A 12,936-nucleotide genomic window follows, 5' to 3' on the forward strand; every position below is an offset into this window, starting at 1 on the left:
TTCAGCTGCCGAATTTTCTGCCTCGGCTGCCACCCGCGCAAGGCTGCTGAACTGGCCCTTTATGTGAATTTCACAACAATACTCCAGTACCCGAACGGGAACTGCAAAAGGAGAAGGTCATGCTCGAGCTCGCCAATGAGCAGATAGCCATGGGCCAGAAGGCCGCCGACAAGGACGAGGCGTTGCGCCTTCTGGCGGATCGGCTGGTTGCGGACGGTCTGGTCGCCGAGGGTTACCTGCAAGGGCTGCAGGCCCGGGAGGCACAAGGCTCCACGTTCCTTGGCCAGGGCATCGCCATTCCCCATGGTACGCCGCAAACACGTGACCTGGTGTATGCCACCGGCGTACGCCTGCTGCAGTTCCCCGAGGGGGTAGACTGGGGTGACGGGCAAATGGTCTACCTGGCCATTGGTATTGCCGCCCGCTCCGACGAACACCTGCGCCTGCTGCAGCTGTTGACCCGGGCGCTGGGCGAGACCGACCTGGCCGAAGCCTTGCGCCGTGCCAGCTCTGCCGAAGCGCTGCTCAAGCTGCTGCAGGGCGCGCCCCAAGCGCTGGCGCTGGATGCGCAGCTGGTCGGCCTGAACGTGCCGGCAGAAGACTTCGACGAACTGGCCTGGCGCGGTGCCCGCCTGCTGCAACGTGCCGACTGTGTCGACAGTGGCTTTGCCGCCGTGCTGCAGCAGGCCGAGCCGCTACCGCTGGGTGAGGGCCTGTGGTGGCTGCACAGCGAGCGCCAGGTTCGTCAGCCGGGCCTGGCCTTCATCACCCCGCAGCAGCCGCTGCGTTACCGCGACCAGCCGCTCAACGGTCTGTTCTGCCTGGCCAGCCTTGGCGCCGCTCACGAGGCCCTGCTCGAGCGGCTGTGCGAAGTGCTGATCGAAGGCCGTGGGCAGATGCTCTACCAAGCCACCAGCAGCCGTGCGGTGCTGGAAGTGCTGGGCGGCGAAGTGCCGGCGGACTGGCCTAGCGCACGTATCGTGCTGGCCAATCCACATGGCTTGCATGCGCGACCGGCCAAGGTGCTTGCACAACTGGCCAAAGGCTTTGAAGGGGAAATCCGTATGCGCCTGGTCGATAGCGCGCAGCCAGCCGTATCGGTGAAGAGCCTGAGCAAGCTGCTCAGCCTCGGCGCACGCCGTGGTCAGGCACTGGAACTGGTCGCCGAACCGAGCATCGCTGCCGATGCCTTGCCGGTGCTGCTGGCTGCTATCGAACAAGGCTTGGGTGAAGAGGTGGAACCGCTACCGCAGAGCGTCGCGCCCATTGCCGATGACGTCCCCGAAGTACTGCAAGCGCCAGCGGCCGGCAGCCGTATCCAGGGTGTGGGCGCCGCCCCCGGCATTGCCAGCGGCCCGGCGCATGTCTGTGTCGAGCGTGAGTTCGACTATCCCTTGCGGGGTGAATCTTGCGCCCTGGAGCGGCAGAAACTGCGTGAAGCCTTGGCTACCGTCAATGGCGAACTGCAGGCTTTGGTCCTGCGCAGCGACAAAGCCATTGGCGAAATTTTCGTCACCCACCAGGAAATGCTTGCCGACCCGGCCCTGACCGACGATGCCGAACAGCGCCTGGCCCAGGGCGAAAGCGCTGCGGCCGCCTGGATGGCCGTGATCGAAGCTGCGGCCCGTCAGCAAGAGGCGTTGCACGATGCGCTGCTCGCCGAGCGCGCCGCCGACCTTCGCGATATTGGCCGCCGCGTGCTGGCGCAGTTGTGTGGTGTGCAGGCGCAGGTTGAACCCGAGCAACCCTATGTGCTGGTTATGACCGAAGTCGGTCCATCCGATGTCGCCCGCCTGGACCCCAACCGGGTTGCCGGCATTGTCACCGCCCAGGGCGGCGCCACGGCCCACAGTGCCATCGTCGCCCGGGCGTTGGGCATACCAGCAGTGGTCGGCGCGGGTGCATCGATACTGCTGTTGGAGAGTGGTACGCCGCTGCTGCTCGATGGCCAGCGTGGTGTGGTCAGCGTCGCACCGCCAGCGGATGAGCTGCAGCGGGCGCTGGCCGAGCGTGACCTGCGCGAGCAACGCCTGCAGGCCGCCTGGGCCAACCGCTTCGAGCCGGCCATCACCCGTGATGGGCATGCCGTCGAGGTGTTTGCCAACATCGGCGATAGCAACGGCATCGCCAAGGTGGTGGAGCAGGGCGCCGAAGGTGTCGGCCTGCTGCGTACCGAACTGATTTTCATGGCCCACCCTCAAGCGCCGGATGTGGCTACCCAGGAAGCCGAGTACCGCCGCGTGCTCGATGGCCTCGATGGGCGCCCGCTGGTGGTGCGTACCCTGGATGTTGGCGGCGACAAACCGTTGCCTTACTGGCCGATCGCTGCCGAGGAAAATCCCTTCCTCGGCGTGCGCGGCGTGCGTTTGACCCTGCTGCGCCCGCAAGTGATGGAAGACCAGTTGCGCGCGTTGCTGCGGGCCGCCGACCAGCGCCCGTTGCGTATCATGTTCCCCATGGTTGGCCAGGTGCACGAATGGCGTGAGGCTCGGGCCATGGTGGAGCGCCTGCGTGCAGAAATCCCGGTAGCCGACCTGCAACTGGGCATTATGGTCGAGGTGCCTTCAGCGGCCCTGCTGGCAGCGCAATTGGCGCGCGAAGTGGACTTCTTCAGCATCGGCACCAACGACCTGACTCAATACACCTTGGCCATCGACCGTGGCCACCCCAGCCTCTCGGCACAGGCCGATGGCCTGCACCCGGCGGTATTGAGCCTGATCGACATGACCGTGCGCGCCGCCCATGCCCACGGCAAGTGGGTGGGCGTGTGTGGCGAGCTGGCAGCCGACCCGCAGGCGGTGGCCGTGCTGCTGGGGCTGGACGTGAACGAACTCAGCGTCTCCGCGCGCAGCATCGCCGAAGTCAAGGCACTGGTTCGCCAGGCCGATCATCAGACAGCCCGCGCCCTGGCGCGCGAGGCCCTGCAACAGGACAGCGCCGCAGCAGTTCGCGCGCTGGTGGAGCGTTACTGAATGGCCAAGATCCTCACTCTTACCCTCAACCCTGCGCTGGATATCACCATCGGCCTGGACACTCTGCGCCCAGGGCAGGTCAACCGTAGCCAGGCGCAGCACAGTCACGCCGCAGGCAAGGGGCTGAACGTTGCCCAGGTACTGGCCGACCTGGGGCACAGCGTAACCGTGGGCGGTTTCCTGGGGAGCGACAATCTGCAGCCCTTCGAGGCGCTGATCGACGGCCGCGGTTTTATCGACTGCTTTGTCCGTGTGCCGGGCGAAACCCGCAGCAATATCAAGCTGGTCGAGGCGGATGGCCGCGTGACCGACATCAACGGGCAGGGCCCGGAGGTCGACGAGGCGGCACGCAGTGCCTTGCTGCACAGGCTGGAACAGATTGCCCCCGGTCACGATGCCGTGGTGGTGGCCGGTAGCCTGCCGCGCGGAATCAGTGCCGACTGGTTCCGCCAGTTGCTCGAACGGTTGAAGGCCCAAGGCCTCAAGGTAGTCCTGGACAGCAGTGGTGAAGCCCTGCGTGTTGGCTTGCAAAGCGCGCCCTGGTTGGTCAAGCCCAATACCGAAGAACTGGGCGAAGTGCTGGGCCTGGCTGTGGATAACCTGACGCAACAGCGTGCTGCCGCCAAGCGCCTGCTGGACAGTGGCGTTGAACACGTGGTGGTGTCTGCGGGCGAGCAGGGCGTCAGCTGGTTCAGTCGCGATCTGGCCCTGCAGGCCCGCCCACCCAAGGTGCGGGTTGCCAGCACGGTGGGGGCGGGGGATTCGCTGGTGGCCGGCATGGTCCACGGCCTGCTGCTGGCCGAGGCGCCTGCGCAGACGTTGACCCGGGCCACTGCCATCGCCGCCCAGGCCGTTACCCAGGTTGGCTTCGGCATCCATGACCGCGAGCACCTGGCGCAGTTGGAAGCGGCCGTGCAACTGACAGAACAACAAGAGGGTTGCCGATGAACATTGCCATAGTCACCGCCTGCCCCAACGGCCAGGTATCGAGTGTACTGAGCGCACGCTTGCTGTCCGCCGCTGCCCAGCGGCGCGGCTGGAGCACCAGCGTCGAAGTGCAGAATACTGAACACCCCGAGCGGCAACTGAGCGCCGCACAGATCGCCGAGGCTGACTGGGTGCTTGTGGTCAGCACCGGGCCGGTGGACCTGGCCCGCTTCGTCGGCAAGCGCCTGTACCAAAGCATGCCGTCCCAGGCGCTGGCTGATCGCGAAGGCTTTCTCGACGAAGCGGCGGCCAACGCCGAGCTGCTGACCGCAGTGACAGATGGCCCGGCCGCCGCTGGCAGTGCTGGTACCCGCATCGTTGCCGTGACTGCTTGTCCGACCGGCGTAGCCCATACCTTCATGGCCGCAGAAGCCTTGCAGCAAGCCGCACAGCAACTGGGCTACCAGTTGACCGTCGAGACCCAGGGCTCGGTCGGTGCGCGCAATCCCTTGTCTGCTGAAGCCATCGCTGCGGCGGACGTGGTGCTGCTGGCCGCCGACATTGAAGTACCCACTGCACGTTTCGCCGGTAAACGTATTTACCGTTGTGGTACCGGCATTGCCCTCAAGCAGGCCAGCGCTACCCTGGACAAAGCCCTGGCGCAAGCCACGGTGGAAAACGCTGCCGACGCCCCAGCGGCGACCACGCCGACCAAGGGCGAGAAAACCGGTGTGTACAAGCACTTGCTGACCGGCGTGTCATTCATGCTGCCGATGGTGGTGGCCGGCGGCCTGCTGATTGCGTTGTCGTTCGTGTTCGGTATCGAGGCCTACAAAGAGGCGGGTACCTTGCCGGCGGCGTTGATGCAGATTGGCGGTGAGGCTGCCTTCAAGTTGATGGTTCCGCTACTGGCAGGCTATATCGCCTGGTCCATCGCCGACCGCCCCGGGCTGGCCCCCGGCATGATTGGCGGCCTGCTGGCCAGCACCTTGGGGGCCGGCTTCATCGGTGGCATCGTCGCCGGTTTCCTCGCCGGTTACAGCGCCAAGGCCATTGCCCGATGGGCGCGCTTGCCCAGCAGCCTGGAGGCGCTCAAGCCGATCCTGATCATTCCATTGCTGGCCAGCCTGTTCACCGGGCTGGTGATGATCTACGTGGTTGGCCAGCCGGTAGCGGCGATGCTCGAAGGCCTGACGCACTTCCTCGACAGCATGGGCACCACCAATGCCATCCTGCTGGGGCTGTTGCTGGGCGGCATGATGTGCGTCGACCTTGGCGGGCCGATCAACAAGGCCGCCTATGCGTTCTCGGTGGGGCTGCTGGCCTCGTCGAGCTACGCGCCAATGGCGGCGACCATGGCCGCCGGCATGGTGCCGCCGATTGGTTTGGGTATTGCCACTTTCCTGGCCCGGCGCAAGTTCGCCCAGAGCGAGCGCGAGGCGGGCAAGGCGGCGTTGGCGCTGGGGTTGTGCTTCATCTCTGAGGGGGCGATTCCGTTTGCCGCCAAGGATCCATTGCGGGTGATCCCGGCCAGTATCGCTGGTGGTGCGCTGACCGGGGCATTGTCGATGTATTTTGGCTGCAAGCTGATGGCGCCGCATGGCGGCTTGTTCGTGTTGTTGATCCCCAACGCGATCAACCATGCGTTGCTTTATCTGCTGGCGATTGTGGCGGGTAGCCTGGTGACAGCGGTGGTGTATGCGGTTATCAAGAAGAGCGAGCGTGTGGAGTTGGCCGTGGCGCCTGCTAAAAGTGTATGAGCAGACCTCGTTCTGTGGGAGCGGCCTTGTGTCGCGAAAGGGCCGCAAAGCGGCCCCGGCAATCTAAGTTGCGAAGCTGAAAATCTGGGGCTGCTTCGCAGCCCTTTCGCGACACAAGGCCGCTCCCACAGAGCCCGCGTTGGCCTTTCAACTGCGATGCTTCTGCCGCAACGGCACCAGTAGATCACCCAGCCCGTTGTGATCGATCTCATGCATCAACGCCAGCAACCCGCCCAGTTCCCCTGCCGGGAAGCCCTTGCGCGCAAACCACGCCAGGTAGTCCCCGGGCAGGTCGGCAATGATCCTGCCCTGGTACTTGCCGAACGGCATGCTGCGGGTCACCAGTAGTTCGAGGGTTTCCGGCTTCATCTTCGCGCACCTGGCTGTGGAAAGGTGCCGACCATACTGCAATCTGCACGAAGCCCCAAGCGGCAATCATGCAGAACGCCGTTGACAGCTGATGCCATCATTTTCGTAACTTATTGAATGGTAAGGAATTTATATTTTTTGAAAGCGTGGCACGAACACTGCAATTCCCTAGTGGACTATCACCTGCCAAGGAGTTCGACCATGAGCAACCCCAACAAAGACGTGATCGATGTACTCAACGACCTGATCGAGTACAGCAAGGATGGCGAGAAGGGTTTCAAGGCCTCGGCCGATGATGTGAAGAACCCCGAACTGAAAGCGTTCTTCGTCCAGCGTGCGGGCGAGTGCGCCAACGCTGCCAGTGAGCTGCAGAGCGAAGTGCGCCGCCTGGGCGGCGATCCGGAAACTTCTACCAGCATCAGTGGCGACCTGCACCGCGGCTGGGTCAACCTCAAGTCGATGGTCACCGGCAAGGACGAGGAGGCAGTGCTGAACGAGGTAGAGCGTGGCGAGGACCACGCCCTCAAGGCCTACAAGGAAGCCCGCGAGAAGCTGGTGAAATTGGGCCGCACTGCCAGCGACATGACCTACAGCCTGGTGGAAAAGCAGCTGCAAGGCGTGCAGCGCAACCATGACCAGGTCAAGGCCCTGCGCAACGCCGCTCGCGCCCGCTCCTAATCGAGCGGGCCCTCTACCCGATTGCGGCCATTGGCCTTGGCGCGGTAGAGCGCTTCGTCCGCAGCACCCAGCAGCCTGCCAAGGTCCTGCTGGGTGCCGGACAGACCGATACCGATGCTCACGGTCACGGCGTGGGCATCATCTGCAAACGGCGCCAGCGCCTCGACGTTGGCGCGGATGCGTTCAGCCAGTAGCTGGGCCCCGGCCAGATCGGTTTCTGGCAACACTACCTGAAACTCCTCCCCACCATAGCGCGCAGCCAAATCCGCAGGGCGACGAATGCATGCCTCGATGGCCTTGGCCACCTCGCGCAAGGCATGGTCGCCACCGGCATGGCCATGGCGCTGGTTGAATGCCTTGAAGTGGTCCACGTCCACCATCAGTATCGCAAGCGGCTTACGGCTACGTTGGGCGCGGGCCCATTCCTGGCGCAGCACATGGTCCAGCCTGCGGCGGTTAGCCAGGCCAGTCAGGCTATCGGTGGAAGCGAGCATGGCCAGGTTTTCTTCGGCGTCGTGGCGGCGGCGTAGTTCGCGGCCCAGCAGCAATGTCAGCCAGAGAATGCCCACGCACAGACCGCCGGTGGCGACGCTGACCAGAATGGCGGTGCGGCGCCAGGACTCGAACACCTCGTCGGCCGAGTGCGCCACCAGCACGATCAGTGGCAACTGCGCGACCCGGGCGAAGGTGAACATGCGCAGCTTGCCGCTGCCGTGGGAGCGGGCGGTGAAGCTACCGCTCTGTTCACTGAGGATGCGTTTGAAATTGGGCCGTTCGGTGTAGTAGGTGCCAATCAGTGGGTCCTGTCCGCGGTAGGGCTGGCGGACGAGCAACTGCCCATCGGCATTGAACAGGTTGATGCTGCTGTCGTGGCCAATGTCCAGGCGCTGGAACAACTCATTGAAGTACGACAGGCGCAGCGCACCCGCTGCCAACCCGGCGAACTCGCCATTGGGGCCGGAGATACGCCGGCTGAAACTGATACACCAGTCCAGGTCGCCAAGCTTGGCCTTGAAAGGCGGGCCCACCAGCAAGCCGAGGTTGGCATTGTGCTGGTGGGCCTTGAACACCCCGGTGTCGCCGAAGTTGGCCTTGCGCGGCACGCTGCTGGTGGAGTCGCCAACGATATTGCCTTGCTTGTCCAGCCACAGCACGTCACCGCGCTTGCGGTCGACGAAGGCTTCATTGAACAGCAGGCGCTGGCGTATCGGGCCGGGGACTTCCGGCAGTTCCTTGCGGCCGACGGCCCAGATCAAGCCTTGCAGGGATTGGTCGTAGAGTTCGACGTTGCGCAGGATGTCGCTTTCGATCAGCTGCACGAGGTTGTTCGACGAGCGCACCGCCGACTGCTCGACACTTTCGCGCTCGCGGGCAAGCAGGTAGCTGACGATGGCTACGATGGCGAGCACGGCAAGGCAACTGCCCAGGTTGAGGATCAGCTCGGGGTGCGACCTGTAGACTGCGAAACGCGGGGATTGGGTGGGCATGCTCGCTACTGCGTGGGCAGGGCCATTCGCGGCGGCGATATTCTAGGGAAGCGGGCATTGTCGGACAAGATTTGTCCGACGGAAGCACGGTGTACCGTACTTTTCGATTTGCCGTCGCCTGTAGGAGCGGGTTTACCCGCGAATGGGCCGGGCCTGCTGGCCAATCTCCAGCAGGCGTTCACCGTTGCCGCCACCACGGTATTCGCGGGTAAACCCGCTCCTACACACTGATCTGCGGTGGACACACACCGGGGATTGGACACAGGCCGTTGTAGGAGCGGGTTTACCCGCGAACATCGGCGCAGCCGGTGCCCAACACCGCGGTGCCTTCTTCGCGGTTGAACCCGCTCCCACAGGGTTATTTGCGATGCTTGCAGCGCAAGATCAGAACACGTTCAGTGGGTAATCGACGATTACCCGCAGTTCATCGTTGTCGCTGTTGCTGTCGATCGACGCATAACCCTGGCTGCCGCGGTGGGTGGCATAGCGTACCAGCACCGACAGGTCCTTGAGGTCACCTTCCTGGAATACGTATTTCACGTCCAGGTCGCGCTCCCAGTGCATGGCGTTCTTGCCATCTTCACGGTAGTAGTCGTAGTGAGTGGTGTCCTGAGTGGCCTTGGTCAGGTCAGCCTCGCCGCGCGAGTAGGACAGCGAGGTGGACAAACCAGGCACGCCGACACCGGCGAAGTCATAGCCGTACTGCAGTTTCCACGAACGCTCGTTCGGCGCGTTGAAGTCCGAGTACATGCGCGAGTTGTCCAGGTACACGCTGTCGCCCAGGTTGATGTAGTCGAATGGCGTGTTGCCGTTCACTCGCTGGTAGGCAGCGGTGACGCTGTGGAAGCCTGCATTGACGGTGAAGTGCACGCTGTAGGTGTTGTTGTCGATCTTGCCTAGCAGGGCCTGGCCGGTGTCCTGGGTGTGATAGAAGTGTACGCCCGGGTTCAGGCTGACCAGGTCATTGACCACATAGGTGTAGTCGAAGTCCGCGTAGTACTGGTTCCAGATGTCCTTCAGCTCGGCGGCGTACAGGTTGGCGGTGATGTGCTCGGTACCGCTCCACGACGCGCCGGCCCAGTTCAGGTGCTTGCTCTTGTCGTGCTCGTCCAGTGACCCGTAGTAGGTGTCGATGCGGCGGTGGCCGCTCTGGTTGTACGGGTGGGTGAAGCTGACCTGGCCACCTTCGAGCAACAGGCCGTCGATGCTGGTGTTGGTCAGGCTTACACCGCGGAAGGTTTGCGGCAACATGCGCGTTTCACCGCCGGCGATCACTGGGTTGGTGAGGAACAGGTCACCGGCTTTCAGCTCGGTGTCGAAGGCTTTCAGCTTGACCGCAGCACCGGCAGTGGAGAACGAATGCGGGGCAGCGCCCAGCTCGCCGTCGTCCTTGATGTGTTCGGGCAGGATGCTGGTGCCGGCATGGCCGCCACCGCCGTCGAGCTTCAGGCCCAGCATGGCATGAGCATCCAGGCCAAAGCCGACCACGCCCGGGGTGTAGCCCGACTCGAAACGCGCTACCGCGCCCTGGCCCCACTCGCGGGTGTCGCGCACGCCGGCGTTGTGGTTGTCGCGGTTGAAGTAGGCATTACGAAAATGCAGGTTGAAGGACGAACCTTCGATGAAGCCATCAGCCTTGTCTTCATCTGCCTGGGCGGCGAAAGGGATCGTTGCAGTCAACGCAATGAAAAGCGGGGTAAAACGAAACGCGGAAGGCACCGGTACTAGCTCCTTGGATCTGGCGGTGTGGCAGTTTTTATATTTGAATGTGCGTCTTTTTTATAGGTACACGTTACAGCCGGGCTGAGCGTTAAAGCACATAAAAAAAGCCGCTGATCGGCAGCGGCTTTAAAAGGCTAACATATCGGCACCGGGGGTGCCCATGGCGTAGCCAAGGGAAAACGGGAGTAGCGACAGCGCGTGATCAGCTGTCGGCACTGGTCTCGACGCTGACTTTGGAAGCTGTCTGTTTCGCGTCTTTTACGGTATCGGCCTTGTTTGCGGCTACAGCGTCACGGGCTTCTTGATGGACAGCCGCGATCTCTGCATTACGGGCAACGAATGCCGGGGATTCTTCGGCCATGGCCAGGGGCGACAACAACAGGGAAGACAGGACGAAGACGCTGGCAATACCCATACTGTTGGACATTTGAAACTACCTTCTTGCGGTGCAAGTGCTAATGAGGACAGGGGTAAAGTTAGTCCTTTCAGTGCACTCGAAACAGAGCGAAGTGCGATAAGCACTGTTGCGCAAAAGGTAACGATCCTAGGGGGAAACAACGGGGCTTTCGGCGAAAGCCCCGTGCTAGGGCGCCTGCACAGGGCGCCGCCTTGGCAGGCTAGAAGCCGATAAAGGCGTAATAAACCGGGGTTTCATGGGTTGTGCGCAAACCCAATGCCTGCAAGCTTGCCGTCAGCGCTTCATCCTGCACATGCAAGGTCCACTGCGCCCCTTCATTCCCCTGTACCTGCGCCAGCGCCGCAGCAAACGCCCCCATATCCGGCAAGTAGGCGGTAAAACCGTTACCCTTGAGCGCACTGGTCGTCATGCCCAATGCCTGGCACACCGCCACCTTGGCGGCAATGTCATCGCGGTCGGCCTGGCGCGAAGCCTGTACCAGCGCCTGCAGTTCCACATCGACCAGTTGCGTGCCGAGAATCAGCTCCGGCCCCTGTTGCCAGGCCTCCGGCGGGCAGTCCTTGCTGTCTGGCCGCAGGGGAATATGCGGGTTGATTTCTACCGGATAGATGCGACAGACCAGTGGGCGCTGCTCATAGATGGTGCAGAGGTCGTTGGCGTCGAGGTTACGGCAACGTCCGGGGTTGAATGCAGCAAAGGTCACCGAGACGCGTGCCTCGCCCTCGCCGCAATGCACCGGATGGGAGCGTCGCAGCACATGGTCACGTTGATCCAGCGGCATGCCGGGGCCGTCCACGACGAAGGCCTCGATCAGTACCACCACCTGGCCGGCATCGTCCGCCCAGCGACGCGCTTCGGCCAGCGTCAGGGGCACATGGTGGCCGGTGCAGCATTTGCCGCAGCCGGTACAGCCGAAACGTAAGCGGTCGGTCACTTGGCTTCCGGGCTCCATTCACTGACGAACGCACGCTGGTGCTGGCGATCGTACAGGCACAGCTCGGTGCCGGTGCGCTGCTGCATGTGTTTCTGTGGGTAGACGCCTTCGATCAGCAGGGCACTCATGCCGGCCTGGTCATCGAACTCGGCGGGCTTGCCGCGGGCATGGGCGTCCTTGAACTGGCTGGCGGTCAGGCAAGCCTTGAGCATCTGCTGGCGCTGCTCGTTCCAGGCCTGGCTACTGGAGGCCTGGGCAATACCGCTGAAGAGGGCGCAGCTGATCAAGATAGAGCTGAGAAGCTTCATACGCGATTCCGGCAATTTTCTTGCGAGGGGCGCGAATTATGCCCGAGTCACCCCCGGCGGCAAGCCGGGGAGTTTGTCGCTGAATATATCAGTGCTCGGCGAACACCACGGTACGCGCAGCCACCACCAGACAATCGGTCAGCTCTGGCGAGGAGAACTTGGTAAGGATGGCATTGGCCCCGGCCTGGGTCGCCTTTTCACTGCTCATGGCACTGTCCAGCGAGGTGTGCAGCAGCACGTACAGGTGCTGGAAGTCAGGGGTTTCACGCAGCGTGCGGGTGAAGGCGTAGCCGTCCATTTCGCTCATTTCGATGTCGGAGACGATGATGTTGATCTCCTGCGCGGTGCCCTGCAGTTCCAGCAGCACATTGATGGCGTCTTTGGCGCTGCGCGCGGTGTGGCATTCGATACCGAGGTTGCGCAGGGTGTGCACCGACTGCTGCAAGGCCACCTGGCTGTCGTCCACCACCAGGATATTGGCGGCGGCCAGCAGGCTGGCATCTTCTTCGTTCAAGGTGCTGTGCACTGGCTCGGCGACGGGCGGGGCGATGGCGTGTATGACTTTTTCGATGTCCAGCACCTGCACCAGGGTGTTGTCGACGCGCGTCACACCGGTGATGAACGAGCGGGTGCCCGAGGCGTAGGGCGGCGGTTTGATGTCGGTGCTCAGGCAATGCACGATGCGGCTGACCGCCTGTACATGCAGGCCTTGGCGCGAGCGGCTGATCTCGGTAACGATCAGGCAGCCACCCTGCGGGTCGACCAGTGGCTGTTCGCCAATGGCGCGGGACAGGTCGATGACCGACAGCGAGTGGCCGCGCAGGGTTGCCACACCTTTTACGTGGGGGTGCGACTCAGGCAGCTTGGTCAGCGGCGGGCAGGGGATGATCTCGCTGACCTTGAGCAGGTTGATTGCCATCAGCTTGCCGCTGCGCAGGGTGAACAGCAGCAGGGATAGCGAATCCGCGCGGGCATTTTGCGTGGCCATGGTGACCTTCGGTGAGGAGCAGGGGATAACCGGTTATCGGCCTGTTTGGGTTGGGCTTTAGGCATTTTGCACAGAACCCAGGAGGGCTAGGGACCCTTGTGGAAGCGGGCATGCCCACGAAGCGTGCGACGCGGTACATTGCACCGGCTTCGCCGGTGTTCGCGGGCATGCCCGCTCCCACAGGGATGTGTGTAAATGCCCGGTTCAGCGGCTTGAAAGGATAACCGAGGATGGATTCTGGCCAGAGTGTGCGGCGAGTTGCCCACTACTCCGGAGCGCCTGGGACCCTTGTGGGAGCGGGCATGCCCGCGAAGCGTGCGACGCGGTACATGGCACCGGCTTCGCCGGTGTTCGCGGGCATGCCCGCTCCCAC

The 12,936-nt window shown here is 63.2% G+C and carries 11 protein-coding genes; 4 read left to right on the forward strand and 7 right to left on the reverse strand.

Features of this window, described 5'->3' with window-relative positions; genetic code table 11:
- Positions 1-119 precede the first annotated feature (119 nt).
- The 3 genes from ptsP to ACI7M0_RS04035 are packed head-to-tail and all read left to right on the forward strand — an operon-like array spanning position 120 to position 5,659.
- A complete protein-coding gene (ptsP, locus tag ACI7M0_RS04025; protein WP_129933045.1) occupies positions 120-2,972 on the forward strand; it encodes a phosphoenolpyruvate--protein phosphotransferase in 2,853 nt (950 codons plus the stop codon).
- Positions 2,973-3,920, forward strand: a complete 948-nt coding sequence (gene pfkB, locus ACI7M0_RS04030; RefSeq protein ID WP_129933044.1) for a 1-phosphofructokinase — start codon at positions 2,973-2,975, stop codon at positions 3,918-3,920.
- A complete protein-coding gene (locus tag ACI7M0_RS04035) occupies positions 3,917-5,659 on the forward strand; it encodes a PTS fructose-like transporter subunit IIB (protein WP_129933043.1) in 1,743 nt (580 codons plus the stop codon). The genes pfkB and ACI7M0_RS04035 overlap by 4 nt, the downstream gene beginning before the upstream one ends.
- A gap of 147 nt (positions 5,660-5,806) precedes the next feature.
- Here the strand turns inward: ACI7M0_RS04035 and ACI7M0_RS04040 are convergent, their stop codons facing one another.
- Entirely contained in the window at positions 5,807-6,028 is a 222-nt protein-coding gene (locus ACI7M0_RS04040; protein WP_049586403.1) for a DUF3820 family protein, read from the reverse strand.
- Positions 6,029-6,229: 201 nt separating this feature from the next.
- On the opposite strand from ACI7M0_RS04040, the gene ACI7M0_RS04045 reads away from it, so the two are divergent.
- Positions 6,230-6,706 (forward strand): PA2169 family four-helix-bundle protein, encoded by a 477-nt coding sequence (locus ACI7M0_RS04045; RefSeq protein WP_014589713.1) that lies wholly within the window; start codon positions 6,230-6,232, stop codon positions 6,704-6,706.
- Here the strand turns inward: ACI7M0_RS04045 and ACI7M0_RS04050 are convergent.
- From ACI7M0_RS04050 to ACI7M0_RS04075, 6 genes are all read right to left on the reverse strand, one after another.
- Entirely contained in the window at positions 6,703-8,193 is a 1,491-nt protein-coding gene (locus ACI7M0_RS04050; RefSeq protein WP_104960796.1) for a sensor domain-containing diguanylate cyclase, read from the reverse strand. The genes ACI7M0_RS04045 and ACI7M0_RS04050 overlap by 4 nt on opposite strands.
- A gap of 384 nt (positions 8,194-8,577) precedes the next feature.
- Positions 8,578-9,912: an OprD family porin gene (locus ACI7M0_RS04055; RefSeq protein WP_010952035.1), complete on the reverse strand. Its 1,335-nt coding sequence runs from the start codon at positions 9,910-9,912 to the stop codon at positions 8,578-8,580.
- A gap of 205 nt (positions 9,913-10,117) precedes the next feature.
- Entirely contained in the window at positions 10,118-10,342 is a 225-nt protein-coding gene (locus ACI7M0_RS04060; RefSeq protein WP_129933042.1) for a hypothetical protein, read from the reverse strand.
- Positions 10,343-10,532: 190 nt separating this feature from the next.
- Complete coding sequence (locus tag ACI7M0_RS04065) at positions 10,533-11,267, reverse strand: YkgJ family cysteine cluster protein (RefSeq protein WP_064492571.1); 735 nt, start codon at positions 11,265-11,267, stop codon at positions 10,533-10,535.
- A complete protein-coding gene (locus ACI7M0_RS04070; RefSeq protein ID WP_014589718.1) occupies positions 11,264-11,575 on the reverse strand; it encodes a hypothetical protein in 312 nt (103 codons plus the stop codon). The genes ACI7M0_RS04065 and ACI7M0_RS04070 overlap by 4 nt, the downstream gene beginning before the upstream one ends.
- Before the next feature lie 88 nt (positions 11,576-11,663).
- Positions 11,664-12,563: a chemotaxis protein gene (locus ACI7M0_RS04075; protein ID WP_014589719.1), complete on the reverse strand. Its 900-nt coding sequence runs from the start codon at positions 12,561-12,563 to the stop codon at positions 11,664-11,666.
- Between the last annotated feature and the right edge of the window lie 373 nt (positions 12,564-12,936).

It is taken from the genome of Pseudomonas sp. 10(2024) (genome assembly GCF_045164175.1).
GTDB lineage: Bacteria > Pseudomonadota > Gammaproteobacteria > Pseudomonadales > Pseudomonadaceae > Aquipseudomonas > Aquipseudomonas alloputida.

Excerpts from the sequence above, each read along its gene's own strand:
- ACI7M0_RS04050 (WP_104960796.1), bottom strand. The coding sequence starts at position 8,193 with ATGCCCACCCAATCCCCGCGTTTCGCAGTCTACAGGTCGCACCCCGAG.
- ACI7M0_RS04035 (WP_129933043.1), top strand. The coding sequence starts at position 3,917 with ATGAACATTGCCATAGTCACCGCCTGCCCCAACGGCCAGGTATCGAGT.
- pfkB (WP_129933044.1), top strand. The coding sequence starts at position 2,973 with ATGGCCAAGATCCTCACTCTTACCCTCAACCCTGCGCTGGATATCACC.
- ACI7M0_RS04045 (WP_014589713.1), top strand. The coding sequence starts at position 6,230 with ATGAGCAACCCCAACAAAGACGTGATCGATGTACTCAACGACCTGATC.
- ACI7M0_RS04075 (WP_014589719.1), bottom strand. The coding sequence starts at position 12,563 with ATGGCCACGCAAAATGCCCGCGCGGATTCGCTATCCCTGCTGCTGTTC.
- ACI7M0_RS04040 (WP_049586403.1), bottom strand. The coding sequence starts at position 6,028 with ATGAAGCCGGAAACCCTCGAACTACTGGTGACCCGCAGCATGCCGTTC.
- ptsP (WP_129933045.1), top strand. The coding sequence starts at position 120 with ATGCTCGAGCTCGCCAATGAGCAGATAGCCATGGGCCAGAAGGCCGCC.
- ACI7M0_RS04070 (WP_014589718.1), bottom strand. The coding sequence starts at position 11,575 with ATGAAGCTTCTCAGCTCTATCTTGATCAGCTGCGCCCTCTTCAGCGGT.
- ACI7M0_RS04060 (WP_129933042.1), bottom strand. The coding sequence starts at position 10,342 with ATGTCCAACAGTATGGGTATTGCCAGCGTCTTCGTCCTGTCTTCCCTG.